Genomic DNA, 25,433 nt, shown 5'->3' with positions numbered 1-25,433 from the left:
AGCACCCCGACAGATCCCAATCTCGCAAATTAACCAGGCAATTCATACCCTGCGCTCTATGGCTATTCATGTTGTTATTTGAGGGGAAGGGTCAGACTCTGACCCCAATTAACTACTGCCCGGCCACCTCCGGCAGATATTGCGATGTTCGTGTAACATGTACAACTGTTCCCGGTCGCCAGAAAGATCCATATCTGGCGCACCACCCGGCCCTCCCGCCGACGCACTCCACCCGCTATAAATAACCACTGAAGCACAAGCAAATTGTGCAACCCCAAGCACCCCAATGACAAACACACCTGACACCCCAGGCCCCGAGAAACTACTCCCGGGCTGGCTGCTATTACTCGGCGCCCTTACCGCCATCGGCTCCCTGTCGATCGACATGTACCTCCCAAGCTTCCCCACCATCGCCCAAGAGTTCGGCGTCGGCAGCAACCTGGTACAACTTACACTAGCTAGCTTCCTGGTCGGCCTGGCAGTCGGCCAGATGTTTTACGGCCCGCTCAGCGATCGCTTCGGCCGCAAGCCGCCACTCTATGTCGGCATGACACTGTACCTGCTAGGCTCCCTGGCCTGCATGGTGTCGCAAGACGTAACCGCGCTAATCGTATCCCGCTTCCTGCAAGGCCTCGGCGGCTGCGCCGGCATGGTCATCGCACGCGCAGTAATCCGCGACCGGCTAGGCACCACCGGCGCCGCCAAAGCGTTTTCGCTGATGATGCTGGTAATGGGCCTGGCCCCCATCCTGGCGCCGCTGATCGGCGGCAGCGTGCTCAAATTCTGGGGCTGGCGCGTGATTTTCGGCGGCCTCGCCGCCTTTGGTTTGTTTTGCCTGCTGGCGATCCATTACACGATGCAGGAAACGCTGGACCGCCACAAAGCAGAACCGCTGCATCTGGGCCGCACCCTGAAACAATACGGCCGGCTATTGCTGGATCGCCAGTTCGTCTCTTACAGCCTGGTCGGCGGCCTGATGCAAGGCGGCATGTTCGCCTACATTACCGGCTCTTCTTTTGTCCTGATCGAACTGCACGGCATCAAACCAGAGCATTTCGGTTTCGTGTTCGGCACGAATGCATTCGGCCTGATTGCCGCCTCCCAGATCAACGCCCGCCTGGTCGGAAAGTATGCGCTCGACACCATCCTCGGCCGCGCCCTGTGGCTGCCGGCTATCCTGACCCTGCTGGTGGCGGTGCTGGTGGCTTGCGGCGTGAACAACCTGCCAATCCTGTTGATTGGTTTCTTCGGCTACCTGGCGTGCTACGGCTTCATCAGCCCAAATGCTTCGGCGATCGCCTTGTCACAACAAGGCAAGCAGGCCGGTGTGGCTTCAGCCTTGATGGGCACGTTGCAATTTTCGCTGGGCATCGCTTCCGGCATCGGCATGAGTCTGTGGCACGATGGCACGGCGTTGCCACTGATGGTGGTGATGACAATTTGCGGCGGCGGCGGCTTGCTGTTGCATCGCTTTGTGGCCAGGCCAGAACATCGGCGCCTTTCGCAAGCGGCAGCCCAGGCATGACAACTCACACGACAAACGCACTGGTGTCATGGAGCGGCGGCAAGGATTCCTGCCTGGCCTTGTGGCGCGCACGTCAAAACGGCATGCAGATCACACGCCTGATTACAGCACTGGATGAAAGCGGTCAACGTGCCCGTTCGCATGGCGTACCGCCGACATTGCTGCAAGCACAGGCGAATGCACTCGGTGTGCCGCTGGCGTTTTACAGCGCCAGCTGGCAACAGTATGAAGAAAAATTCATCGCTGCCTTGCGTGATGCGCACGGCGCCGGCATACGCCATGCCGTGTTCGGCGATATCGATTTGCAAGCGCATCGCGACTGGGAAGAAAAAGTCTGCGCCGAGGCCGGACTGCAAGCCTCCCTACCGCTATGGAACCAGCCGCGCCGGCAACTGGTGGATGAATTCCTGGCGCTCGGTTTCAAGGCACTGGTAGTGTGCGTCAACGGCAACCATCTGTCGCAAGATTTTTGCGGACGTGAATTCGATGCGGCTTTTCTCGCCGACTTGCCGCCGGGCGTAGATGCCTGCGGCGAGAACGGCGAGTTCCATACTTTCGTGTATGACGGCCCGGCGTTTACCCATGCGGTACCGTTCCACCGTGACCGCATCAGTCCGTATCAATCACCGCCGGAACTGGGTTCGACGATTTATTATTTCCAGGAATTGCTGGCGGGCTGATTCATCGGCCATATGCATATCCGCAATATCAGACGCGCCGCTTATGCGTAAAATGCTGGATGTTATCCAGATGCAATCCAGTCAAGCCTGAAATAAGCACAAAAACACAACAAACTATTGCCCGCCGCTCTTTCACCTTCTTTTATAGACCGAAGCCATGCAAGCAGGAATGTTCTACGCGATCGCCTCCTACGTCCTGTGGGGCATGTTCCCGATCTACTTCAAAGCGCTGGAAGCCGAGATTCCGCCGGTCGATATCGTCATGCACCGGATGCTGTGGTCGTTCCTGTTTCTGGTAATCGTATTAACCGTACGCAAGCAGTGGGCGTGGGTAGCGCCGATGCTGCGACAGCCGCGTGTCATCGGCGGCTTTATGGCCAGCGCGCTGCTGCTGACCGCCAACTGGACCACCTACATCTGGGCCGTCAACAACAATCACATCGTCGAAGCCAGCCTCGGCTATTTCATCAACCCGATGGTCAGCGTCGCGCTGGGTTTCATATTCCTGCGCGAACGGCTGCGTCCGGTGCAATGGCTGGCGATTGCATTGGCGGCCGCCGCCGTGCTCTGGCTGACCTGGCAAACCGGTCATCCGCCCTGGATTGCGCTGACGCTGGCAGTCACTTTCGGCAGTTACGGTTTGCTGCGCAAAACCGCCAGCCTTGGCGCCCTGCCAGGTTTAGCTCTGGAAACGGCGCTGGTGCTGCCGCTGGCACTGGCGTTCCTAGTTTATACTACGGTCCAGGATCAGAATACCTTTGTCAGCGCCTCGACTTCCACCAAATGGCTGCTGGTCGCTGCCGGTCCGATTACCTCGATTCCCTTGCTGATGTTTGCCGCCGGCGCTCGCCGCCTGCCGCTTTCGCTGATCGGCGTGCTGCAATACATCACGCCATCGCTGCAATTGTTGCTGGGCGTCTGGTTATATAACGAACAACTGGACGGCGCCAGGCTGGTGGGTTTCATCGTCATCTGGTGCGCGCTGATTCTGTATTCCGCCGAAGGATTGTGGCGCACGTTTACAATACGCCCGGCGCCTGGCGTCGGAGACCAGTCTTAACAACTCGTCAACCCGGCCCGCATCGGTTATTCTTGGCAGTTCGGTGCACTTTCAGTTCGTTCTCAGTTCACTCTTTGCTGCTCGCCTATTCATCGCATTTCTTTTTATTATCATCGCTACTCATGGCCCAATACGTCTACACAATGAACAAGGTCGGCAAGATCGTGCCGCCCAAACGTCAGATCCTGAAAGATATCTCGCTGTCGTTCTTCCCAGGCGCCAAAATCGGCGTGCTGGGCCTGAACGGTTCCGGCAAATCGACTTTGCTGAAAATCATGGCCGGTATCGATAAGGATATCCAGGGCGAAGCGGTACCTATGCCCGGCTTGAATATCGGTTACCTGCCGCAAGAACCGCAACTCGATCCGGAACAAACGGTACGCCAAGCCGTCGAGGGCGGGCTGGGCGAAGCGTTTGAAGCGCAGGCCAAGTTGGATGCCGTATACGCGGCCTATGCAGAAGAAGATGCCGACTTTGACGCACTGGCCGCTGAGCAGGCACGACTCGAAGACATCCTTGCTACCGCCGGCGACGGCAATCTTGACCTGCAACTGGAAATGGCTGCCGACGCCTTGCGTTTGCCGCCTTGGGACGCGAAGATCGGCATTCTCTCCGGTGGTGAAAAGCGCCGCGTGGCATTGTGCCGCCTGCTGTTATCAAAACCCGACATGCTGCTGCTCGACGAACCGACCAACCATCTGGATGCCGAGTCAGTCGAATGGCTGGAGCAGTTCCTGCAACGCTTCCCTGGCACTGTGGTCGGCATCACCCATGATCGCTACTTCCTCGACAACGCCGCCGAATGGATCCTGGAACTGGACCGCGGTCACGGTATCCCCTGGAAAGGCAACTACAGCTCATGGCTGGAGCAAAAGGGCGATCGCCTGAAACAGGAAGAGGCAACCGAATCGTCACGCCAGAAAACCATCGCCAAGGAACTGGAATGGGTACGCCAGAATCCTAAGGGCCGTCAAGCCAAGAGTAAGGCGCGTCTGGCACGCTTCAACGAACTGAGCGAACACGAATACCAGAAACGCAACGAAACCCAGGAAATCTTCATCCCGGTCGCCGAGCGCCTGGGTAATGAAGTGATCGAATTCAAGAATGTCTCGAAATCGTTCGGCGACCGCATGCTGATCGACAACCTGAGCTTCCGCATTCCGGCAGGCGCAATCGTCGGCATCATCGGCCCTAACGGCGCCGGTAAATCGACCTTGTTCAAGATGATCACCGGCAAGGAACAGCCGGACAGCGGTGAGGTAGTACTGGGCACGACCGCCCGGGTCTCGATCGTCGACCAGTCGCGCGATTCCCTGTCTGACCAGAAAACCGTGTTTGAAGACGTCTCCGGCGGCGCTGACATCCTCACCGTCGGCCGCTTTGAAATGCCTTCGCGCGCCTACCTGGGCCGCTTCAACTTCAAGGGCGGCGACCAGCAAAAGATCGTCGGCAACCTGTCCGGCGGTGAACGCGGCCGCCTGCATCTGGCCAAAACCCTGCTGCAAGGCGGTAACGTGCTGCTGCTGGATGAACCGTCCAACGATCTCGACGTCGAAACCTTACGCGCGCTGGAAGACGCCTTGCTGGAATTCGCCGGCAGCGTGATGGTGATCAGCCATGACCGCTGGTTCCTGGATCGTATCGCTACGCACATCCTGGCGTTTGAAGGTGAATCGCAAGTGTCGTTCTTCGACGGTAACTACCAGGAATATGAAGCCGACAAGCGCAAGCGCCTGGGTGAAGAAGGCGCCAAGCCTAAGCGGATTCGCTACAAGCCCGTCACGCGCTGATTGGATTGAAACGAAAAAGACGGAAAACGCACAGCGCTTTCCGTCTTTTTTCATGGTCGCCGACTTTTAAATATGCAGCCAGGCCAGCGTCCCCAGCACCACACTGACCGCTCCAGCACCGTACGCCATTTTTTTCAGCCACTCCTTGCGCGTCAGCAGGGTGATCGCCGCCAGCGATATGGCAATCTGTATCGCCATCATCGCCTGCGCCCAACGGTGATGCTGATGCAATACCAGTTCTGATTTTTCATCCCACGCACTAGCTTCGGCCTCAAGCTCCTGGGCTTTCTTCTGCACTACTTCTTTTTCGCTTTTGTAGCGTTGCGCCTCGGCGGTGTAATGCGCCGCATCGACGCCGGGAATATGCGCGGCCAGCTCGGCCAGGTTTTGCCGGCTGGATTTGGCCTGGTAATAATTCCACTGGTTGGACGCTTCGGTTTTCTTGATGGCGGCGTTGTTCTTGTTCATCGCCGCTTCGCTCTCCGTGGAACCGGCCTGGTAGCTGAACATAGCGCCGACAGTCGCCATGATGGCTGTCATCACCGCGATCTTGCCGGCGAAATTATCGCCACTGCCATGGGCGTGCTCGGTCACGTGTTCCAGATGCTGCTCGTGAGGACTGGGGACTTCGAATTCTTCGGACATGGGCTTCGATCTTTAAAAATTACCAAATTATGCAGCGATTGTAACTGCCTATAAGCACTAGAGGTCTTACACCAACAGATAACCATCCGCAAGATTACTCCTGAGATAGAATTAGCGCCAACTTCGCATTAATGGGGGGAGACACAACATAATGGTGGAGACGTATGTCAAACACAGCCGTATCGAACAAGAAAATCGCAGTTATCCTGCCGGCATATAACGAAGAGTTGACCATCGCAGAGACAATCCGGGCCTTTCGCGAAGCCCTGCCCGAAGCCGTCATTTACGTAGTCAACAATAATTCCCGCGACCGCACGCGCGAAATCGCCGGACAGGTATTGCAGGAGCTGGCATGTCCGGGCCGGGTGATTGACGAGCCGCGACAAGGCAAGGGCAGCGCACTCAGGCGCGCGTTTATCGAGATAGACGCCGACATTTATGTGCTGGCCGATGCCGACCTCACCTATCCGGCGTATCAGGCCCGCGAACTCATGGCGCCAGTAATTGAAGGCCGGGCTGACATGGTGGTAGGCGATCGCCGCTCCAACGGCGATTATGCACGCGAAAATCAGCGCTCATTCCATAGTTTCGGCAACGGCTTGGTGCAATGGATGGTGAATCGGCTGTTCCACGCCAGGCTGGTCGATATCATGAGCGGCTATCGGGTATTCAGCCGCGACTTCGTCAAGACTTACCCGGTGCTGGCGGAAGGTTTTCAAATCGAAACCGACATGACTTTGCATGCGCTGCACAAGCGCATGCGGATTGTCGAAATCCCGGTGTCGTACAAGGATCGGCCCGCTGGCAGCGTTTCCAAGCTAAACACATTGTCTGACGGGACGCGTGTGCTGTTTGCGATCGCCCAGATTTTTCGTTATTACCGGCCACTGGCCTTTTTCAGCGTCCTGAGTATCATCATGCTTTTGCTTGGCTTTTCGGCAGGCATACCGGTGTTCGACGACTGGATTCAATATCGCTATATTTATCACGTACCGCTGGCCATCCTGGCGACAGGCTTGTGTATTGCAGCGGTAATGGCCTTGGGTATCGGCCTGATTCTGGATTCGGTCGCGCATCAGCAGCGTCTCGAATTCGAACTGCGTTGGCTCTCCCGATCAGAACGGTAGCGAGTGCTGATGCAGGAAAAATTATCTCGATTTCCTGTGGAAAACAAAATATCGCGCAAAAGAATAGTTGATAAACATCCCCGCGATGCTCCCCATCGCGACGGCTATCAGCGGCCTGAAAACAAACGCCGGCATCAATGAAACCGCCATCGCGTAGACGAGATAATTGACGACGCCGCCACCCAGCATGAGACCGAAATACTTTACATACTCATGAATGATCGACACGCCGGATACGCGATTGCGAAAAGTAAACTGCCGATTCAGCAACCAGGTAGCAGTCGCGGCGCAGAAGAAAGAGGGAACGCGTGCCCAATACAAACCCAACGTTCCCTTTAACAGATACAGCACGCCTGCATCTACCAAGAATCCCGCGATCCCGACAATTCCAAAGATGAAAAATTCTCTGCGAATGTTCAACTGCTGCCCCTGTTTTTGATTTTTGATTGTTGATTTCTGCAACGCAAAAAACATTACGCAATTGCCCTATCGCTTGTGCGGCGTTTATCTTAGCACCGTTGTATCGGGACTCGCGTACAACGCTTCCGGTGGCGCCCGCAAATATGCGGCAAAATTCGGCCTGAAAATAAAAAAAGCCAGCCAAATCACAGATATGATTTAGCTGGCTTTTCGCTGCCTGTAACCTATGTCATGCGAACATGATCAATAGGTGTAGAACATGCGCTGGATTTCTTTGGTGTTGTTGGTCTTGGTCAGCGCCAGCATCAGCAGGATGCGTGCTTTTTGTGCATTCAGCGTGTCCGACACCACGAAATCGAGTTCATCGTCGTTGGCTTCGCCGTTGCGGGCAACGATGCCCTGGCCGACGCGGCTGGCGCGCACAATGATCACACCCTTCTTGCGTGCTTCGACCAGCGGTGTTTTCATTTGCGCCGCAATACTGCCGTCGCCGACGCCAGCCTGGATGATGCCCTTGGCGCCGGAAGCGACTTGCGCATCGAGTGCCGCGCGGGTCATGTTGGCGTAGCCGTAGATGATGTCAACTTGTGGCAGCACGTCCAGCTTGCTGACGTCGAATTCGGTATCGACCGTGTTCTTGCGGGTCGATTGCCGGTAGAAGTACGCCTTGTTGCCCTGGATATAACCCAGCATGCCGAGTTCGGGCGACTTGAAGGTGTCGGTGGACGAGGTATTGGTCTTGGTTACTTCGCGGGCAGAGTTGATCTGGTCGTTAAGCGAAACCAGTACGCCCTTGCCGATCGCATCTTTGCTGCCGGCCAGCAGGACGGCGTTGTACAGGTTGATCGGGCCGTCGGCCGAGATCGCGGTCGAAGGGCGCATGGCGCCGACGATCACCACCGGCTTGCGGCTCTTGACTGTCAGGTCGAGGAAATAAGCGGTTTCTTCGATGGTGTCAGTGCCATGGGTGATGACGATGCCATCCACGTCCGATTGCGCCAGCAAGGCATTGACGCGCTTGGCCAGCTTCAGCCAATGGTCGTTGGTCATGCTTTCGCTAGCGATCTGGAATACTTGCTCGCCTTTGACATTGGCGACTTTCTTCAACTCCGGCACTGCAGCAATCAGCTTTTCGACGCCGACGGTGGCTGACGTGTAGCCAACCGTGGTGGTGCTGTCGGCGCCGGTGCCGGCAATCGTGCCGCCGGTCGCCAGGATCATCACGTTAGGCAGCTTGGCCTGGTTGTCTTGCGCATGCGCCACGGTGGCGGAGAGCAATAAGGCGCTGAACATCATCACCGCGTAAGAACTGAAGGTGCGATTGAGGGAGCGCAGTGCGAGTGTGCGGGTGGTAGACATATATCTCCTGATCTTGTAGGTAATTGTGGACCGCAAGCCAGGTTCAGTTCAAATTCAAACCCGGAAGCGGTCACGCGGCAGTTCAACATTCGGGAACGCGCCGCCGCGCAGCGGAACTGTAACGAATGTTGGCAAAGCGATCTAATGCCATCTAGGCATAGGTTTATGCAAAATTATTATAGGTTCCAATTTAGCAAGAATCAGATCGAAAGCAGACCGATCAAGCAGCAACCTTGGTTTCCGCCTCATGCGTGATAAGCAACTCGCGCGTCGGAAACGGGATCGAGCAATTTACCGCTGCCAGCGCCGCCTGAACATTTTGCGCAATCGACCAGCGCACCGCCCAGTATTCGGAGGTGGTGGTCCAGGCCCGCAGATTCAGCATGACCGCGCTTTCGGCATGGTCGGTGACAACCACCATCGGCGCCGGCGTCGCCAGGATCCGCTCGTCCGCCATCAACAGTTTCTGCAACGCTTTAATCGCAACGGCCGGATCATCCTTGTAATTGATGCCGATCGGCATATCGATGCGGCGCGTGTTGTTGCGGCTATAGTTGGTCAGGGCGCTATTCCACAGCTGATTGTTAGGCGCGAACAGGCAGATGCCGTCAGCCTTGGTCAGCTTGGTCGCAAACAAGCCGATTTCATCGACGGTACCTTCAATGCTGCCATTCGAGATGTATTCGCCGACCTGGAACGGCCGCAGGAACAGCAGCATCATGCCAGCTGCTATGTTTTGCAAAGTCCCCTGCAAGGCCAGGCCGATCGCCAGGCCGGCGGCGCCAAGGACGGCGACGATACTGGCGGTCTGCACGCCGAACTGGCCAAGCACGGCAACCAGGGTGATCAGGCGTATCAGCCATAGCAACACGCTGCGCAGCACCGGACGCAAGGTGGCATCCAGGCTGGCGCGGGTCATTACCCGGTCAAGCGCATTGGCGAAACGCGACGACAGCCACCAGCCGACTGCCAGCGTGATGATGGCCAGTACAGCGTTGAGGCCATAGTGCAAGGACGATTCAAGAAGAAAACTCCAGATCGCGGTGAGTTGATTGGCGGCTAATATGTTCAAGGGCAGCTCCTGTTGCTTGAATAAAATAACGCGAACCGGGTCCGCGCATTAAGCCCTCTATGTTACCAGTTGTCTTCAGTGCAACCCGCGAATCCCAGCCAGACCGCTCCGGGTTTGCTACCATATGGCTGATTCGCCAACCCGCGCAGCCCAGGAGCCTGTCGGACTTAGGGGGTCGAAGCGAAAAAATAGCTGGGCGAGGACAGATTTTGCCGGATTCGCAGTGTCAATAGCGTGGCTATTGACCAAGAAGCCGGTGAAATATGGACCGTCCAGGTATTTTTGCAGCCGACCACTCCTAAGTCCGACAGGCTCCTACGCCCTTACTTTTTTTTAGCGACACAATGAGCAAATTCTGGAGTCCCATCGTCAACCGCCTGACGCCTTACACCCCCGGCGAACAACCCAAGCTGAGCAAGCTGGTCAAGCTCAACACCAATGAAAATCCGTACGGCCCGTCGCCGCTGGCGCTGGCGGCCATGAGCGCCGAACTAGGCGACAATTTGCGGCTGTATCCCAATCCGGATGCCGAGCCGCTGAAACTGGCGCTGGCGGAACAAAACGCCGCGCACGGGATAACGCCTGCCCACGTATTTGTCGGCAACGGTTCCGACGAGGTGCTGGCGCATGCGTTCCAGGCCTTGCTGCAGCATGAGCACGCGATCCTGTTCCCGGATATCAGCTACAGTTTTTATCCGACCTATTGCGGCTTGTACCAGATCGCCCATCGGCTGGTGCCGCTGGCCGAGGACTTTACGCTGCGGGTCGACGATTATCTGAACACGCCCGCCGGCGGCATCATTTTCCCGAATCCGAATGCCCCTACCGGCTGCCTGCTGCCGCTGGCCGAGGTGGAACGGCTGGTGGCCGGCCAGCCCGACTGCGTGGTGATCGTGGACGAGGCCTATGTCGACTTCGGCGGCGACAGCGCGATCCCCCTGGTGGCGCGCTATCCTAATCTGCTGGTGGTGCAGACCTTGTCCAAATCGCGTTCGCTGGCCGGGTTGCGGGTCGGCTTTGCGATCGGTCATCCGGACCTGATCACGGCGCTGGAACGGGTCAAGAACAGCTTCAACTCCTATCCGCTGGACCGCATGGCGATCGTCGGCGCTACCGCGGCGATCAAGGATCAGGCGCACTTTGACAAGACCCGGCTGGCAGTGATGGCCAGCCGCCAGCACCTGGTCAGCGGCTTGACCACACTCGGCTTCGACGTGCTGCCATCGGCTGCCAATTTCGTGTTTGCGCGCCATCCACGCCACGATGGCGCCAAGCTGGCGGCCCGCTTGCGTGCTGATGGCATCATCGTGCGCCATTTCGGCAGTGCCCGCATTGCTCAGTTCCTGCGCATCACGGTGGGTACCGATGAGGCTTGCCAGACATTGCTGGATGCTTTGCAGACGCATCTGAAAGACATGCCTGCCGACTTCTGATCGTCCGGGATTATGGCTGACGGCGAGCCGTCAGCCATAATCATTCCGCTGTCTGTGCAGTCTGCATAAGCCCCCCACCCTTCCAGCAATGTCATCACCAGTCTCCACTCCTGTCGTCATCACTCGCATGCAGCGGGCGGCCTTGCCGCTGCTGTTCCTGTTGCTAGGCGTGATCTATGCCAGCTGGGTCTCGCGCATCCCGGCGTTGCGCGATAACCTGCAACTGGATCCGGCCAGCCTTAGCCTGTTTCTGCTCGGCGGCGGCATTGGCGCAGTCGGTTCGTTCCCGCTGGCGGCGTGGCTGGTGGGTCACTATGGCGCGCGCCGCGCCAGCTGGTATGCCGGCGTGCTGCTGTTGATCACCATCCCCTGCCTGGCATTGGCGCCCACGCAGCCGTTGCTGATGCTGGCGATGCTCTGCCTGGGCGCCTGGTCCAGCTGTTTCAATGTCGCGATCAACACACTTGGCGCAGAAGTCGAAAAGCTCGCCGGACGCTCGCTCATGTCGCAGCTGCATGCCTGGTTTTGCGTCGGTACCTTGTCTGGCGCCTTGCTTGGCAGCGCCGTTGCCGGCATGGAGATCTCGCCATTGCTGCATTTCAGCCTGATCGCTGCATGTGTGGCGATTCCGCTGCGGCTGTGTTACCGCGCCTTGCCGAATGACCGGCCGCAATATATCGCTGGTAAAAAACACTTTGCGCTGCCACACGGCCCGCTGATTGCACTCGGCGTGGTGGCCTTCGGCGGCGCGATCATCGAGGGCTCCGTGGCCGACTGGAGCGGGGTCTACATGAAGGACCGCTTGTTTGCCAGCGACGGCGTGGCGCCGCTCGCTTTTGCGTTCTTTGCCGGCATGATGCTGCTGACGCGCATCGTCGGCGACAGGTTGAAGGAAGCACTCAGTGCGCGCCGTGTCGTCGCCGGTGGCGGCTTGATAGCGGCTATCGGCATGCTGATCGCGTTACTTGCCAGTCAAATCCCATTCGCCATCGCCGGCTTTGCACTGACCGGCGTCGGCATTGCCACCATCTTTCCTTTCATCTTCAGCGCCGCCGGCCGCCACGGCCCGACCGCGCTGGCCGGGGTCACCACCATGGGTTATACCGGCGGCCTGATCGGGCCACCGCTCATCGGCTTTCTGGCGCATGGCTTCGGCCTGCCAGCAGCCTTGTCGCTGGTAGGCGTGCTGTGCATTGCGGTGGCGCTGGCAGCTAGCCGCGCCAGATGGCTGGAATGATGTCATTACGCTAAAATATGCGCTTGCGTTTGTACGCCAACCCTTTGCATGGAGTCCACATGACGCTTAGCGCATTTCCACGTTCACTGATCCGCTGCCTGGCGCTCGGCGCCGCTGCCGGCCTTACCCTGGCGGCCTGTGCCGGCACTCCCCCGCAACCCGCGGCTGACAGCAGTGCGGCACTCACCGCATCGCGCTGGGAACTGACGCGCTGGCCCGGGCACACCGTGCCGCATGGCGACAACGGCGAACCGGTCATCTTGAATTTCGCTCAGGAAAAAGGCCAGGGAAGAGTCAGCGGCCGCGCCGGCTGCAATCAGTTCTCGGCACCCTATTCAGTGCGCGGGCCCGGCCAGTTGACGATCGTCCAGGCGGTGACAACCCGCATGGCTTGCCCTGGACCGGCAATGCAATTCGAAGCTGATTTCCTCGACAAGCTGCAAGCGGTGAATCAATACAAGATCGACGGCCAGCAGATGGAAATGAAAACCCTGGATGGTCAAACCATGAGTTTCCATGCGCGCGAAAAGCCGGGCGCTTCGGCAAAAATCAAGTTCATCTATGTGGCATCGGAAAAAGTGCCTTGCAGCGCCGGCGTGATGCGCACCACTTGCCTGCAGATCCGCGAGCGCAAGGAAGATCCCTGGCAGCTCTGGTACGGCAACATCCAGGGTTTCAATTTTGAGCCCGGTATCGCTTATCGCCTGCGGATCCTGGAGGAACAAGTCGCCAATCCGCCAGCCGATGCCAGCTCCATCAAGTGGACCCTCGATATGGTAGTGGAACAGGAAGTGGTCAAGAAATAATGACGCAGTCTATAAATCACGATCACAGCTTGCCCCAGCTGCTGCTGTTACCCGGCTTCATGCTGGATCAAACCCTGTGGGACGATATGCGCGACGGCCTGGCGCAACTGGGCCAGCTGCATTTCGGCGATCTCGGGCAGGATGACTCGATCAGTGCGATGGCTGCGCGCGTCTTGCAGAACGCACCGCCTCGCTTCGTCCTGATCGGTTTCTCGATGGGTGGCTACGTGGCGCAGGCGATCATGCAGCAGGCGCCTGAACGGGTAATCGCGCTGGCGTTGCTGAATACCTCGGCGCGCCAGCAGGATCCGCGCGAAATTGCCGGCAACCGGATGCAACTGGAACTGGCCAGGCAAGTGCCGTTCAAGGGTTTGACCAGCCGCGCGCTGGCATCGTCGCTGCACCCGGATCGGGCCCATGACCGGGTGTTGCTCGATCGTCTGCAGGCGATGGCGTTGCGTAACGGCAAGGAAGTCTTCATCAACCAATTATCGGCGCTGCGCAGCGATGGTTACGCCGAACTGGAAAACATCCGCTGCCCGACGCTGGTTGTCGCCAGCAGCAACGACCAGCTCAGCAGCATCGCCGAAGCACGGCTGATGGCGACCCGGATTCCCGCCGCCAGCATGGTGGTGATCGAGGATTGCGGCCATATGACGCCGCTGGAGAAGCCCGAGGAATTGCTGCAGATTTTATCCGGCTGGCTATCGCGGTCCGTCGATAATTGATATCTCGGCGATAGAGAAAATCGGGGTGTCTCTACAAATTCCCTTAAAAAACATTGTACTTTAGGAATTAAAAGATAATTTTTAGATAAGAAAGTTGTCTCGGAATTGTAAAAAAAACACTTTTTGATGGTAGTGTGTGAACCTTGTTTTTTTGATAAACAAGGAGACCGTCATGAAGTTAGCACACACTCTCATTTTCGCCACGTGCCTCAGCGTTTCTGCCACGGCAGCCCACGCACAGCAACAATTCGTCAATGTTTTGACCGGCGGTTCCAGCGGTGTTTATTACCCGCTCGGCGTCGCCATGTCACAGTTATATGGCAAAGCCCTGCCCAAAGCCAAAATCCAGGTGCAAGCAACTAAAGCATCGGTAGAAAATCTTAATCTGCTCGAACGCGGCCGCGGTGAAATCGGCTTTGCTTTAGCCGACAGCGTTAGCGATGCCTGGACCGGCGTAGCGGATGCGGGTTTTCCGAAGCCATTGAAGAATATTCGCGCGATTGGCGCAATTTATCCCAATTACATCCACATCGTTGCCCGTGCCGACAGTGGCATTCGCACTTTGGCCGATCTAAAAGGCAAACGCATTTCCGTTGGCGCGCCGAAATCCGGTACCGAACTTAATGCCCGTGCGGTATTTGCCGCCGCAGGGTTGAAATACGCAGATTTTTCCAAGACAGAATTCCTGCCGTATTCCGAATCGGTCGAGCTGATGAAGAATCGCCAGCTTGACGCCACGCTGCAATCATCCGGCTTGGGCATGGCGGCTTTCCGCGATTTGTCCACGACAATTCCGGTGATCTTCATCCCGGTGCCGGCAGATGTCGTCGCCAGGATTGGCGATCCGGCCTATCAGGCATCCAGCCTGCCGGCAAAAACGTACACCGGTCAGGATGCAGCCGTGCCAACTGTGGCGATCAGCAATATTTTGGTAACGCATAACAAGGTGCCAGAAGGTACTGCGTATGAAATGACCAAACAGCTTTACGACAACATCGATCAGCTGGGTAATGCACATAACGCCGCTAAATCGATCGTCCTGGCCGATGCCACCAGCGGCTTGCCGATTCCATTGCATCCTGGCGCGGAACGCTATTTCCGCGAAAAAGGCTTGATCGATTAAACCAATTCAGGAATCCACATGGAACAATCGGAACAATCCCCGTCACGCCCATTCTGGCTGCTGTTTTACGGCGCTTTGGCGTTTTCCACATTTCAGCTCATTACGGCAGCGTTCAGCCCCGTTTCCACTACCGTGGTGCGGGCACTGCACGTCGGCTTTTTATTTCTGCTGATTTACTGCCAATATGATTTGCGCGGTGTAAAACAAGAACGTCCGAGTTGGCTGGGCATCACGCTTGGCCTGTTTGGCCTGGGTCTGGCGTTTTATCACTGGATATACGAAGGTGAGTTGATTTTGCGCGCCGGCGAGCTCAATCAATGGGATTGGATCATCGGTGTCGCCACGCTGATATTGGTATTCGATGCTTCGCGCCGCATGATGGGCTGGGCCTTGCCAGGTATCTGCCTGGCATTTTTAGCCTACTCCTTATTTGGTGAATATTTACCAGGCAGTTTCCAGCATCGCGGCTACGATCTGGAACAAGTGATTTCACAGCTGGCCTTTGGTACCGAGGGTTTGTATGGCACTCCGACCTATGTGTCGTCAGGCTACATCTTCCTGTTTATTTTGTTTGGCGCATTCCTTGAACAAGCGGGCATGCTGAAATTGTTTAACGATCTGGCGCTTGGCCTGGTCGGCAGTTCACGCGGCGGACCGGGAAAAGTGTCGGTGATTTCCTCCGGCTTGATGGGAACAATCAATGGCTCCGGCGTTGCGAACGTGGTCAGTACCGGCCAGTTCACGATTCCACTGATGAAGCGCTTCGGCTATCGCAGCGAGTTTGCCGGTGCGGTGGAAGCCACCAGTTCGATGGGAGGGCAGATCATGCCGCCGGTAATGGGTGCGGTGGCTTTCATCATGGCGGAAACGATCAATGTCCCTTATCTGGATATCACCAAAGCGGCGCTGATACCTGCTTTGCTGTATTTCTTCACCGTATTCTGGATGGTGCACCTGGAAGCCGGCCGCGCAGGTTTGATGGGCCTGGCAAAAGAAGACTGCCCTAATCCCCTGGCCGCATTGCGCGCACGCTGGTATTTGCTGTTGCCGCTGGTGGTCTTGGTAGCACTCTTGTTCTCCGGCTTTACGCCGCTGTTTTCCGGCATGGTCGGCCTGGCTTTGACGGTGGTGCTGATCTTGGGCAGCGGCCTGGCTTCGCGGATTAGCGCGACGCTATGGCGCGTGATGTTCTGGCTCGGTTTGGGCGTGGCTTGCGCGACGTTCAACCAATACGGCATTACCGCGATTTTTGCAGTGGTGACAGTGCTGGTCGTACTGATCTTTTTGGGCCGGGATCGCGGCGTCCTCAAAACTGCAGTGGATGCTTTGTATCACGGCGCTTTGCATGCTTTGCCTGTCGGTATCGCTTGCGCGCTGGTCGGTGTGATTATCGGCGTTATTTCCTTGACTGGTGTTGCCACCACGGTTGCAGGCCACATTGTCGACCTGGGCGAACATAGTTTGATGTTGTCGCTACTGTTGACCATGTTGACGTGCCTGGTATTGGGCATGGGCATCCCCACCATTCCTAACTACATCATTACCAGTTCGATTGCCGCGCCTGCATTGCTGGATCTGGGCGTACCTTTGATCGTGTCGCACATGTTTGTCTTTTACTTCGGCATCATGGCAGATCTGACGCCGCCGGTTGCGCTTGCCGCGTTCGCCGCATCGCCGATTGCGCGCGCTTCCGGCATGGCGATAGGCATGAAGGCATTGCAGATTGCGATTGCCGGATTCCTGGTGCCTTTCATGGCGGTCTATGACCCGGCGCTGATGTTGCAAGGCGATCCGACGTGGACGGCGATTGTGTACATCAGTTTCAAAGCCTTGCTGGCAGTGACTTTATGGGGCATGGGATCGATTGGCTTTTGGCGCGGACGCCTGGCCTGGTGGGAACGCATCGCAATGATTGCAGCGGCCTGCGTACTGGTGGTGAAGCTGCCATATAGCGATGAACTTGGTTTTGCCATCGCTCTGGTTCTGTTGGCGCAACATTGGTGGCGTTGGCGTAATGCCGCACCCGTCGCCACGCAAAGCCTGACATGAATCTGATTAGTCCGAGCCATGCTCTGCCTGGCCAGCGGTGGTGTTAAAGCAGTGCTCGCCATTGCCAGCTTCACGCTGGCGTGGCAGCACTCGGTGGAAAAAATCCGCTGGGAAGAGAGTTATCGCGTCGAAGCTGGCGCACTGGTATTGGAAGAAGCCCGCGTACAAGGCAGCGGCGCGGGCATGGAGCCACCGCATGCTAGCCGTTTTAAAGACGGATTCTGGCGTTGGCAACCTCAGCAAACCATGTCGGAGTTGTTGCTGACACGCTCAGAATTCACGCCGGATTATCAATTTTGCACCCTGGGTCAGTGCCAGTCATTAGCTGAAATTGTGCCGCCGGCTGCGATTGTTACCAGGCTATGGGCCTGCGATAAAAGTACGCAGCCGAACTGATTACAACGCCAGACGCTGGCGTGCAGCTTGATATTCAGTCTGCAAACGATCCACCATCTGCGCTACGCTCGGCACGTCGTCCATCAGGCCGACGCCCTGGCCTGCGCCCCAGATATCGCGCCAGGCTTTGGCGCCGGTGCCGCCCGAACCGAAATTCATCTTCGATTTATCGGCTTCCGGTAAATTCTCAGGATCGAGACCGGCATTCACGATGGATTTTTTCAGGTAGTTGCCATGCACGCCGGTGAACAGGTTGGTGTACACCACATCGGCCGCTGTCGATTCCACAATCGCCTGGCGATAAGCATCGTCGACATGGGCTTCCTTGGTCGCCAGCCAGCGCGAACCGATGTAGGCGAAGTCGGCGCCCATCGCTTGTGCTGCCAGGATCGCGTCACCGGTGGCGATTGCGCCCGACAAGGCGATCGGGCCCTTGAAGAATTTACGTACTTCGCCCACCAGCGCAAACGGCGACAGGGGGCCGGCATGGCCGCCGGCGCCGGCGGCCACCAGGATCAAGCCGTCGACTCCCGCTTCCAGCGCCTTCTGCGCATGGCGGATCGAAATCACGTCATGCAGCACAATGCCGCCATAGCTGTGGATTGCATCCATCATTTCCGGCGGCGGCGCGCGCAGGCTGGAGATAATGATCGGTACCCGGTGCTTGACGCAGACCGCGACGTCATGCGCCAGGCGGTCGTTCGATTGATGGACGATCTGGTTGACCGCGATCGGCCCGATTTTTGCGTCAGGATGCGCTGCCTTGTATGCGGCCAGTTCCGCCTGCAGATCCGTCAGCCAGACATCCAGCAATTCCGCGGGGCGGGCGTTAAGGGCCGGGAACGAACCGACGATGCCGGCCTTGCATTGCGCGGCTACCAAAGCCGGACCGCTGGCGATGAACATCGGCGAACCTATCACGGGAAGGCTCAGGTTTTGCAACGCAACGGGCAATGCCATAACGACCTCTTGTATTGGGTATGAAGAGTTTGATTATAGGGGAAAATGGAAATAAAAAAGTACGATCGTGCTAGATTTTGTCCTCTAAAGCCCGGCTGGGATCATCCCTGCCTGCCAAGCATCGAAGTCCGACTTATTAAGACCGACTTAATGTCGGTTGTACAAGAAACCGTCACGTATTTCAGCGGCTCCGGCACGTACCAGTTGCGCTATCGCCCACTCGCTCAGGTCGGCTTCGGTGCGCTGCAGATAACGCCGGTTGGCGGCCGCCACCAAGGGCATGGTGGCGAGCATCGGTGGCACCTCGGTCAATTCGATCTGTTGCCGTTCCAGCAGCAAAAACTTCAGCAACACCTTGATGGCATTCTGTGCGTTGCGTTGCGGATCGGCAGCCAGATAGTCGAGTCGTGAAAAAGCCGTATCGAGCGCCGCAGCGACGCCGCTGAACGGACTGCCATGGCCGGGAATCACCAGGCGCACGTCCAGCGTGGCGATCAATTCCAGCGTCGCCCGCGCTTCGGCAAAACCTGATTCGCCGTCCAGTTCCGGAAAGATCACGCCGAAGCCGTTTTCCCACAGGGCGTCGGCGGAAATCAGGATGCCGTGTTCCTGGCAATAGAAAATCAGAGAATGCGGATCGTGCCCCGCTGCTGCCATCACCTCCCATTGCATGTCGCCAAGCGTCAGCAGGTCGCCAGCTTGCAAGGTATCGTCGAAACTGAAAGGCGCGCATTGTTGCCCGGTGCCGTTGTAACTCAGCGCATCCCTGTCCCAGCTGCGTACCTGCTCGGCTTGCCCGGCCGGAATCGATGTATGGCAGCTATAAGCTTGTTGTAAAGCCGCGTTGCCGCCGCAATGATCGGAATGCAGGTGGGTATTCAGCAAACGGTCCAGCGGCCGGCCTTGCAAGCCGTGCGCCACCAACGCCACGGTTTGCACCGCGTGGCTCAGGTAGCCGCTGTCGACCAGCGCCGTTTGTTCACGGCCCAGAAACAGGATGTTGTTGGAAGACAGCCAGCCGCGCTCCAGAACGCGCATGGTCGGCGGCAAATGCAGCGTCGTCATGCTGCCGCCCGTCGTTGCAGGATATGCCGCCAGATACCGCGCTTCTGCTCATCGCTGGCGCAGCCCCATGCGGCAATTTCATCCAGGGTCCGCAGGCAGCCCTCGCACAGTCCACTGCCCGCGTTCATCACGCAGACGTTGATGCAGGGCGATGCACTGTAATCCAGATTGATGCCGTTAACGTCGCTGCCGCTCGCGTTGATCGCAGGCGGCCTGCCGGTGATCTTGATTTGCTTGTTTTCCATGCCGTCTCGAAATATTCTGCTGGTTGTTCGCCACTTATTCCTATAATACGCGACACCACTGCCTCTAATAGCGGTCACCTGCATCCGGAATATTCTACCGGGCCGCTTCAAATTAAATAAAATTAAAAAATAATGGCGAATTTGAAAAAAATCACCCAAGAAGGACTGCACTATTTCCTAATGGCCGTTATTGGCGCCATAACCATCTATCTGTTTTTCTACCAGCAAATAAATTCCGGCTTTGCCTGGATTTTCGGAGATGATTACGACGGCGTCATAGAGGCGGTTTTAGTATCTCACTGGTATCGTGTTTTCCAGTTTCACCATGTGTGGAATCAGCCCCTGTATTTTTATCCCTATCCAGATACCCTCGGCTATAACGACAGCTACTTTATTTATGGATTGATAGCCGCCGCGTATCGGGTATTGGGATGGAATGTGCTGGTTAGCCAGGAACTGATGCACATCAGCGTCAAGGCCATAGGATTCTTTTCGATGGCGGTACTGCTGGGCCGCCTGCAACAAAAAAACGTCATCGCCATACTGGGCGCCGCACTATTTACTTTGTTTATCAACTCGTCGGCAAGTGCTGGCCACGGACAATTGCTCGGCGTCGCATTTGCACCATTGCTAGCATTTCTTTTGCTCGAAACCGTCCGCAATATTTTAGCGAATCAAAAAAAATCCATCGTTTTATATGGCGCCGCATTTTCCCTGCTGTATGGGGCGATACTACTGACCGGATTTTACATGGCATGGTTTTTCGGATTATTTCTGATAATTTATGCCATTTTTTATGCGTGTCTGGATTTCAGCAAGGTAAAGCTATTTCTAAAAGCCATCTCATCGTCGAGATACCAGGTCGCATTCATCCTGTTCGTTTTCCTGGTTGCGGTAATTCCTTTCGTTTTCGTGTATTTGCCAAAACTCAAGGAGACCGGCGGACAAGGTTATGGCAACCAGCTCTATTTCAGTCTGCATGCTGCAGAAATGTTCAACACCGGCAGAGGCAGTCTGCTTTGGGAGCCCGCCTTTGACTTCATTGACAAACGCTTCCCAGGACTATGGCGCCCGGGCGAATATCAATTCGGGTTCACCCCGGATATTCTGGCCCTGTCTCTGTTTATCATTTCAGGTCTGATTTTACGAAAATCCACCTTCAAACCGCTTTGGTTCAAGGCGCTGGGCTATGCAACGTTAATTGCCCTTGTTTTGCCGCTTTCTTTTTCCGGCCATTCATTGTGGTTCTTTGTCCATTCACTCATTCCAGGCGCCAGCGGTGTGCGGGTTATTTCCAGGTTTTATATTTATCTGGCATTTCCTGTCGCGCTCCTGATTACGGTGTATTTCTGCAATTTGTGGCAATCGTTTCCCAAAGCCAGGATTCCCGTTTTCATTCTTCTGTTAATCGTTTGCGCCAGCCAGGTAAATTTGCATGCGGGGGTTAACCTGGAGACAAAAAAAATAATGGCAAGACTGGATAACGCCACACCCGCCCCTAAAATTTGCGCGTCTTTCTTTGTCGATAATCCGCTTCCCAAACCTACCGACATCGTTTCAAGGCTGTACGAACAAAATGTACAAGCGATGCTTCTTGCAGATACTTTTGGCATCCCGACATTAAATGGTTTCGCGACATTCAATCCGCCGGATTGGGTATTCGAACAAAAGCCGATGTATCTCTATCGCGTCGGGGAATATGTCCGGAGCCACAATTTGCATGGAGTTTGCCGATACGATATCGGAGAGAACAAATGGCTGACCCCGGACCAGATTGATTTTTACTCGGGCGTTCTACACTATGAAGCTGGAAAGACCCTTTCGTTCACGCAGGGCGGTGCAGATGAAGGATTCCTGCTGGACGGCTGGTCGGTCGTCGAAGATTGGGGCCGCTGGACGGATGCGCGAACTGCGAGCCTGGTCATGCGTATGCCCGATGTTGGGGACCGCGCGGTCAATCTCGAATTCAAGTCGCGCGCCTTTCTGGCGGCGACACACCAGTCGCTAGAGGTCGCCGTTTCCGTCAATGGCCAAAAACTCGAGGTATTTAAATACGTGGCTCCGCAGGATGCGGACTACAGCACGCGCACCGTGAAGATTCCACCCGATCTGCTTGCGAAAAGCGGCGGCTTACTGACGATCCAGTTCAACATCGAAAAACCCGCCTCCCCCGCGTCATTGGGGCTGAGTGCAGATAGTCGTAACCTGGGTTTGGGGTTGGTGTGGCTAAAACTTGCTGCAGAGCCGAATCGGTAGCTGACCTGGCCCTGTTGCCGCCCGCAGCAGGAATCCGCGCAATTAGCTCTGTCAGGCCCGCAAGGCTACATCGGCAACCGGCGCCGCGGTCATCGTTACCAGTTGCTGCGGCGTCAGATTGAAGACCGCGTGCGGATGTCCGGCCGCAGCCCAGACGCTGCCAAGCTCCAGCAGATCCTGGTCTATCAGCATTACCGTCTTGCCGACGTGGCCGATAGGGCAAACGCCGCCGATGGCATAACCGATACGCTCCCTGACGAAGCGTGCATCGGCCTTCCCCAGCGGACCGACAAGCGCCGCCACCTTGGCTTCATCCACACGATTGCTGCCGCTGGCCACCACCATCACGGCGGCGTCATCGGTCAAGCGCCTGAATACAATCGACTTGGCGATTTCGGCCACGCTGCAACCGAGCCCGGCAGCGGCCTCGGCCGACGTCTTGCCGGTTTCCGGCAACATGACGACTTGCTTGTCGTGCCCCATTGCCGTCAGCAGATCGGCAACACGTTGGGCACTGTCAGGAAGTATATTCATTTGAAACTACCTTATTTAGCGACGGTATCGAAATATTGCGCGTGTAGCTTGTCGTAGGTGCCGTCTGCCTTGATCGCCGCCAGACCCTGATTGATTTTCCCCAGCAATGCGGCATCGCCCTTTTTCACAGCGATACCGAAGAATTCTTTTGGAAAATTATCGTCTGTTACGATCCGGATTCCCTTTACCTGGTTGTTCGACAGGTAATGCACCACCGCACCCTTGTCGGCAACGACCGCGCTGACGCCGCCGGCTTCCAGCTCTTTCATGGCCAGCGCGCTGGATTCGAAACGCTTGATATTGGCATTACTATCGCCCAGCAGCTTCTGCAACATGTCATCACCGGTGGAGCCTTGCAAAACGCCGACCTTCAGCGGTTTCAAGTCGTCAATCTTCTGGATTTTCGAATCGAGCGGCACCACGATAACCTGGCCGGCTTCAAAATAAGGATCTGAGAAATCGACAGTCAGCTTGCGTTTCTCGGTAATGGTCAGGCCGGACATGATGATGTCACGGTCGCCTTGGGCCAGCGCGGTAAAAATACCATCGAACGGGGTATTGATGAACTTGACTTGCATGCCCTCTTTTTGCGCTATCGCCTTCATCACGTCGATATCGAAACCTACCAGTTCCTTGTGTTCGTTTTCGTATTCGAAAGGCGCATAGGTAGCGCCGGTGCCGACCACATATTCTTTGATCTCCGCACCCGCAGCAGGTTTGTCTTCATGCTTGCTGCATGCGCTGATGCCGCTCAAAGCCAATACGGTCAATATGAGGGATGCTGCTTTGATTGCGGTACGTTTCATGATTTTTCCATTTCCTGTTGTTCGGCAAATCAGCCCAGGCGCTTGGCCGCGATGGCGTTGCCTGCCCGACTGACCGCCTTGCGTCCGAGATGCGCCGAGATAAACTGTCCTGCATCGACGACGGCATCCAAATTGATACCGGTTTCGATACCGAGCCCTTGCATAAGATACAACACGTCTTCAGACGATACGTTGCCGGTTGCGCCCTTAGCATACGGGCAGCCGCCCAGGCCTGCAACCGACGAGTGATAAATCGAAATGCCGACTTCCAGGCTGGCATAAATATTTGCCAGCGCCTGGCCGTAAGTATCGTGGAAATGACCCGACAGGCGCTCAATCGGAAATTCCTGCACCAGTCTTTGCATCACTGCATGTACTTTGTTCGGTGTGGCGACGCCGATGGTGTCGGCAATATCGATTTCGTCGCAGCCGAGGTCGCGCAAGCGATGCAGCACATCGACTACCGAATCTATGCTGACTTCACCCTGATACGGACAGCCGAAAGCGCAGCTGATGCTGCCGCGCAGACGCTTGCCCTCTTGTTTGGCCACTTGCGCCACTTCACGGAACCGTTCGATGGATTCGGCGATGGAGCAATTGATATTCTTTTGTGAGAACGCTTCCGAGGCCGCGCCGAAGATCACCATTTCGTCGGCGCCGGCTGCGAGTGCGGCTTCCAGGCCTTTCATGTTGGGCACCAGAGCGGAATAGATGACGCCCGGCTTGCGTTGGATGGCTGCCATCACTTCACTGGAAGTCGCCATCTGCGGCACCCATTTCGGCGATACGAAGGAAGCTGCTTCGATGTTGACGAAGCCGGCGTTGGTCAGCTGGTCGACCAGCGCTATCTTGACGTCAGCGGGGATGGTTTCCTTTTCGTTTTGGAGGCCATCGCGCGGGCCGACTTCGACGATTTTCACTTTGCTGGGGAATGTCATGTCATCACCTGTTCTTCAAATTTCGGTTTTCAATAACCGTTGGTACGATCGACTACGCCGTTGACGCTCTGGCCATTTTCCAGCGCCAGTATCTTGTTGCGGATCTGCCGGACCGTGTCCACATCTACCGTCACAGCCGATATATGCGGCGTGATCGTGATGCGCGGCTCTGTCCAGAACGGGTGGGCTGGCGGCAAAGGTTCTTGCTCAAATACGTCCAGTGTCGCCGCAGCTACCTGGCCTTCCTGGATCGATGCCAGCAGATCTCCCTCGACCACGTGGCCGCCGCGGGCCACATTGATCAGGTAAGCGCCGTCCGCGCCCTTTTGCAGTTTCTGCAGGTTTTGTCGATTCACAATGCCACGCGTGGCGTCGGTCAAAGGCAGGATGCACACCAGTACCCGCGATGCGCGCAGGAACGCGTCGAGCTCGCCGTCGCCGACAAAGCTGCGCACTCCGGGCTGGTCTTTCGGACTGCGGCTCCAGCCATTCAATGGAAATTCGAAGTGCGCCAATGCCTCGGCGATACGCGAGCCCAGCACGCCCATGCCGAGAATACCGATACTGAAATCGCTTTTGTCGGGCGCCGGCAATGGCCGCCATTCGCCGCGCGCGGCTTGTTGCCGGTAAATGTCGTGGCGGCCGAAATAACCTAGCACAGCATGCGTCACGTATTGCGCCATCTGGATTGCCATGCCGCCGTCGTCGACCCGGATTAACGGTACGCCGCTCGGCAATGCATCTCCTAATTGCAGGATCGCGTCGACTCCGGCGCCGAGATTGAAGATGGCTTTGAGATCATGGCGTCCTTGCAGCATGGCTGCGGGTGGCCGCCATACCAGCGCGTAATCGGCTGGGGCGTTATCGCCTTCTTGCCAGAAACGGATATCGGCTTGCGGTATGGCTGTGCTGAAGTCGGCGATCCAGTTTTCGAAGTCGGTGCCTGGTGGTACGTAACACAGGAGTTTCACTGTTTGGTCCTTAAACAATTTTGGCGTTTGCTTAAAACGGATGCTGTGGTTTGTGCTCCGTGGGCCGTTAATTGGGGTCAGAGCCGCGCGGGGAGAGTAATTTACGACGATAGGACTGTCGTAAAAAAACTCTGACCCTGACCCTTCCCCTCAAATAATCGATAAAAATCAAAGGGCTAATGATTTTGAATTGTCAGTTGCATGCATG

At 56.6% G+C, this 25,433-nt stretch carries 24 protein-coding genes; 13 read left to right on the top strand and 11 right to left on the bottom strand.

The window, feature by feature from the left end; genetic code table 11:
* Positions 1-286 precede the first annotated feature (286 nt).
* The 4 genes from BM029_RS23455 to ettA all read left to right on the top strand — a co-directional run bounded on the left by BM029_RS23455 (position 287) and on the right by ettA (position 5,055).
* The gene (locus BM029_RS23455; RefSeq protein WP_092440213.1) at positions 287-1,525 is read left to right on the top strand and encodes a Bcr/CflA family multidrug efflux MFS transporter; all 1,239 of its coding nucleotides are present in this window, start codon (positions 287-289) and stop codon (positions 1,523-1,525) included.
* A complete protein-coding gene (locus BM029_RS23450; protein WP_092440211.1) occupies positions 1,522-2,205 on the top strand; it encodes a Dph6-related ATP pyrophosphatase in 684 nt (227 codons plus the stop codon). Before BM029_RS23455 ends, BM029_RS23450 begins: the two co-directional genes overlap by 4 nt.
* Before the next feature lie 157 nt (positions 2,206-2,362).
* A complete protein-coding gene (rarD, locus tag BM029_RS23445) occupies positions 2,363-3,265 on the top strand; it encodes an EamA family transporter RarD (protein ID WP_092440209.1) in 903 nt (300 codons plus the stop codon).
* A gap of 122 nt (positions 3,266-3,387) precedes the next feature.
* Complete coding sequence (gene ettA / locus BM029_RS23440) at positions 3,388-5,055, top strand: energy-dependent translational throttle protein EttA (RefSeq protein ID WP_092413330.1); 1,668 nt, start codon at positions 3,388-3,390, stop codon at positions 5,053-5,055.
* Positions 5,056-5,121: 66 nt separating this feature from the next.
* Here ettA and BM029_RS23435 read toward each other — a convergent pair whose 3' ends face one another.
* Entirely contained in the window at positions 5,122-5,700 is a 579-nt protein-coding gene (locus BM029_RS23435; protein WP_092440207.1) for a DUF4337 domain-containing protein, read from the bottom strand.
* A gap of 164 nt (positions 5,701-5,864) precedes the next feature.
* Here BM029_RS23435 and BM029_RS23430 point away from each other — a divergent pair, with 164 nt between their 5' ends.
* Positions 5,865-6,827 carry a glycosyltransferase family 2 protein gene (locus BM029_RS23430; RefSeq protein WP_092440205.1) on the top strand — a complete coding sequence of 321 codons (963 nt, stop codon included), beginning with the start codon at positions 5,865-5,867 and terminating at the stop codon, positions 6,825-6,827.
* A 21-nt stretch (positions 6,828-6,848) separates the two neighbouring features.
* Here the strand turns inward: BM029_RS23430 and BM029_RS23425 are convergent, their stop codons facing one another.
* The 3 genes from BM029_RS23425 to BM029_RS23415 form a co-directional block, all read right to left on the bottom strand.
* Positions 6,849-7,301 carry a GtrA family protein gene (locus BM029_RS23425; protein WP_092440203.1) on the bottom strand — a complete coding sequence of 151 codons (453 nt, stop codon included), beginning with the start codon at positions 7,299-7,301 and terminating at the stop codon, positions 6,849-6,851.
* 189 nt (positions 7,302-7,490) lie between these two features.
* Positions 7,491-8,543, bottom strand: coding sequence for a type II asparaginase (locus tag BM029_RS23420; RefSeq protein WP_170851204.1), 1,053 nt, complete (start codon positions 8,541-8,543; stop codon positions 7,491-7,493).
* 283 nt (positions 8,544-8,826) lie between these two features.
* The gene (locus BM029_RS23415; RefSeq protein ID WP_092440199.1) at positions 8,827-9,678 is read right to left on the bottom strand and encodes a mechanosensitive ion channel family protein; all 852 of its coding nucleotides are present in this window, start codon (positions 9,676-9,678) and stop codon (positions 8,827-8,829) included.
* Between the two features lie 344 nt (positions 9,679-10,022).
* Between BM029_RS23415 and hisC the strand changes: the two genes are divergently transcribed.
* The 7 genes from hisC to BM029_RS23380 all read left to right on the top strand — a co-directional run bounded on the left by hisC (position 10,023) and on the right by BM029_RS23380 (position 17,450).
* The gene (gene hisC / locus BM029_RS23410; RefSeq protein WP_092440197.1) at positions 10,023-11,111 is read left to right on the top strand and encodes a histidinol-phosphate transaminase; all 1,089 of its coding nucleotides are present in this window, start codon (positions 10,023-10,025) and stop codon (positions 11,109-11,111) included.
* An 88-nt stretch (positions 11,112-11,199) separates the two neighbouring features.
* Entirely contained in the window at positions 11,200-12,348 is a 1,149-nt protein-coding gene (locus BM029_RS23405) for an MFS transporter (protein WP_092440195.1), read from the top strand.
* Between the two features lie 59 nt (positions 12,349-12,407).
* Positions 12,408-13,154 (top strand): META and DUF4377 domain-containing protein, encoded by a 747-nt coding sequence (locus tag BM029_RS23400; protein ID WP_170851203.1) that lies wholly within the window; start codon positions 12,408-12,410, stop codon positions 13,152-13,154.
* On the top strand, positions 13,154-13,882 hold the full coding sequence (locus BM029_RS23395; protein WP_371329159.1) for an alpha/beta fold hydrolase: 729 nt from the start codon (positions 13,154-13,156) through the stop codon (positions 13,880-13,882). Before BM029_RS23400 ends, BM029_RS23395 begins: the two co-directional genes overlap by 1 nt.
* 172 nt (positions 13,883-14,054) lie before the next feature.
* Positions 14,055-15,005, top strand: coding sequence for a TAXI family TRAP transporter solute-binding subunit (locus tag BM029_RS23390; RefSeq protein WP_092440191.1), 951 nt, complete (start codon positions 14,055-14,057; stop codon positions 15,003-15,005).
* Positions 15,006-15,023: 18 nt separating this feature from the next.
* Positions 15,024-17,054 (top strand): TRAP transporter permease, encoded by a 2,031-nt coding sequence (locus BM029_RS23385; RefSeq protein WP_092440189.1) that lies wholly within the window; start codon positions 15,024-15,026, stop codon positions 17,052-17,054.
* A gap of 18 nt (positions 17,055-17,072) precedes the next feature.
* Entirely contained in the window at positions 17,073-17,450 is a 378-nt protein-coding gene (locus BM029_RS23380; RefSeq protein WP_092440187.1) for a DUF1850 domain-containing protein, read from the top strand.
* Here BM029_RS23380 and BM029_RS23375 read toward each other — a convergent pair whose 3' ends face one another.
* The 3 genes from BM029_RS23375 to BM029_RS23365 all read right to left on the bottom strand — a co-directional run bounded on the left by BM029_RS23375 (position 17,451) and on the right by BM029_RS23365 (position 19,720).
* Positions 17,451-18,410: an NAD(P)H-dependent flavin oxidoreductase gene (locus tag BM029_RS23375; RefSeq protein WP_092413320.1), complete on the bottom strand. Its 960-nt coding sequence runs from the start codon at positions 18,408-18,410 to the stop codon at positions 17,451-17,453.
* 147 nt (positions 18,411-18,557) lie between these two features.
* Positions 18,558-19,475 (bottom strand): MBL fold metallo-hydrolase, encoded by a 918-nt coding sequence (locus tag BM029_RS23370; protein ID WP_092440185.1) that lies wholly within the window; start codon positions 19,473-19,475, stop codon positions 18,558-18,560.
* Positions 19,472-19,720: a DUF1289 domain-containing protein gene (locus BM029_RS23365; RefSeq protein WP_092440183.1), complete on the bottom strand. Its 249-nt coding sequence runs from the start codon at positions 19,718-19,720 to the stop codon at positions 19,472-19,474. The genes BM029_RS23370 and BM029_RS23365 overlap by 4 nt, the downstream gene beginning before the upstream one ends.
* A gap of 141 nt (positions 19,721-19,861) precedes the next feature.
* Here BM029_RS23365 and BM029_RS23360 point away from each other — a divergent pair, with 141 nt between their 5' ends.
* Positions 19,862-21,976 carry a YfhO family protein gene (locus BM029_RS23360; RefSeq protein ID WP_139217329.1) on the top strand — a complete coding sequence of 705 codons (2,115 nt, stop codon included), beginning with the start codon at positions 19,862-19,864 and terminating at the stop codon, positions 21,974-21,976.
* A 51-nt stretch (positions 21,977-22,027) separates the two neighbouring features.
* Here the strand turns inward: BM029_RS23360 and BM029_RS23355 are convergent, their stop codons facing one another.
* Genes BM029_RS23355 through BM029_RS23340 form a run of 4 tightly spaced genes read right to left on the bottom strand, consistent with a single transcriptional unit; the run spans position 22,028 to position 25,225 of the window.
* Positions 22,028-22,510 carry a YbaK/EbsC family protein gene (locus BM029_RS23355; protein WP_092440179.1) on the bottom strand — a complete coding sequence of 161 codons (483 nt, stop codon included), beginning with the start codon at positions 22,508-22,510 and terminating at the stop codon, positions 22,028-22,030.
* 11 nt (positions 22,511-22,521) lie between these two features.
* Positions 22,522-23,316: a basic amino acid ABC transporter substrate-binding protein gene (locus BM029_RS23350; protein WP_092440177.1), complete on the bottom strand. Its 795-nt coding sequence runs from the start codon at positions 23,314-23,316 to the stop codon at positions 22,522-22,524.
* A 29-nt stretch (positions 23,317-23,345) separates the two neighbouring features.
* Positions 23,346-24,254, bottom strand: coding sequence for a hydroxymethylglutaryl-CoA lyase (locus BM029_RS23345; protein WP_092440175.1), 909 nt, complete (start codon positions 24,252-24,254; stop codon positions 23,346-23,348).
* A 29-nt stretch (positions 24,255-24,283) separates the two neighbouring features.
* Positions 24,284-25,225: a 2-hydroxyacid dehydrogenase gene (locus BM029_RS23340; RefSeq protein ID WP_092440214.1), complete on the bottom strand. Its 942-nt coding sequence runs from the start codon at positions 25,223-25,225 to the stop codon at positions 24,284-24,286.
* Positions 25,226-25,433 lie beyond the last annotated feature (208 nt).

Source organism: Collimonas sp. OK607, from assembly GCF_900111995.1.
Lineage (GTDB): Bacteria > Pseudomonadota > Gammaproteobacteria > Burkholderiales > Burkholderiaceae_D > Collimonas.
The sequence above is the reverse complement of the archived record's forward strand: the minus strand, read 5'-3'. Positions and strand labels throughout refer to the sequence as shown.

Coding starts and splice junctions, on each gene's coding strand:
- BM029_RS23455 (WP_092440213.1), top strand. CDS start 287: ATGACAAACACACCTGACACCCCAGGCCCCGAGAAACTACTCCCGGGC.
- BM029_RS23450 (WP_092440211.1), top strand. CDS start 1,522: ATGACAACTCACACGACAAACGCACTGGTGTCATGGAGCGGCGGCAAG.
- rarD (WP_092440209.1), top strand. CDS start 2,363: ATGCAAGCAGGAATGTTCTACGCGATCGCCTCCTACGTCCTGTGGGGC.
- ettA (WP_092413330.1), top strand. CDS start 3,388: ATGGCCCAATACGTCTACACAATGAACAAGGTCGGCAAGATCGTGCCG.
- BM029_RS23435 (WP_092440207.1), bottom strand. CDS start 5,700: ATGTCCGAAGAATTCGAAGTCCCCAGTCCTCACGAGCAGCATCTGGAA.
- BM029_RS23430 (WP_092440205.1), top strand. CDS start 5,865: ATGTCAAACACAGCCGTATCGAACAAGAAAATCGCAGTTATCCTGCCG.
- BM029_RS23425 (WP_092440203.1), bottom strand. CDS start 7,301: ATGTTTTTTGCGTTGCAGAAATCAACAATCAAAAATCAAAAACAGGGG.
- BM029_RS23420 (WP_170851204.1), bottom strand. CDS start 8,543: ATGATGTTCAGCGCCTTATTGCTCTCCGCCACCGTGGCGCATGCGCAA.
- hisC (WP_092440197.1), top strand. CDS start 10,023: ATGAGCAAATTCTGGAGTCCCATCGTCAACCGCCTGACGCCTTACACC.
- BM029_RS23405 (WP_092440195.1), top strand. CDS start 11,200: ATGTCATCACCAGTCTCCACTCCTGTCGTCATCACTCGCATGCAGCGG.
- BM029_RS23400 (WP_170851203.1), top strand. CDS start 12,408: ATGACGCTTAGCGCATTTCCACGTTCACTGATCCGCTGCCTGGCGCTC.
- BM029_RS23395 (WP_371329159.1), top strand. CDS start 13,154: ATGACGCAGTCTATAAATCACGATCACAGCTTGCCCCAGCTGCTGCTG.
- BM029_RS23390 (WP_092440191.1), top strand. CDS start 14,055: ATGAAGTTAGCACACACTCTCATTTTCGCCACGTGCCTCAGCGTTTCT.
- BM029_RS23385 (WP_092440189.1), top strand. CDS start 15,024: ATGGAACAATCGGAACAATCCCCGTCACGCCCATTCTGGCTGCTGTTT.
- BM029_RS23380 (WP_092440187.1), top strand. CDS start 17,073: ATGCTCTGCCTGGCCAGCGGTGGTGTTAAAGCAGTGCTCGCCATTGCC.
- BM029_RS23375 (WP_092413320.1), bottom strand. CDS start 18,410: ATGGCATTGCCCGTTGCGTTGCAAAACCTGAGCCTTCCCGTGATAGGT.
- BM029_RS23370 (WP_092440185.1), bottom strand. CDS start 19,475: ATGACGACGCTGCATTTGCCGCCGACCATGCGCGTTCTGGAGCGCGGC.
- BM029_RS23365 (WP_092440183.1), bottom strand. CDS start 19,720: ATGGAAAACAAGCAAATCAAGATCACCGGCAGGCCGCCTGCGATCAAC.
- BM029_RS23355 (WP_092440179.1), bottom strand. CDS start 22,510: ATGAATATACTTCCTGACAGTGCCCAACGTGTTGCCGATCTGCTGACG.
- BM029_RS23350 (WP_092440177.1), bottom strand. CDS start 23,316: ATGAAACGTACCGCAATCAAAGCAGCATCCCTCATATTGACCGTATTG.
- BM029_RS23345 (WP_092440175.1), bottom strand. CDS start 24,254: ATGACATTCCCCAGCAAAGTGAAAATCGTCGAAGTCGGCCCGCGCGAT.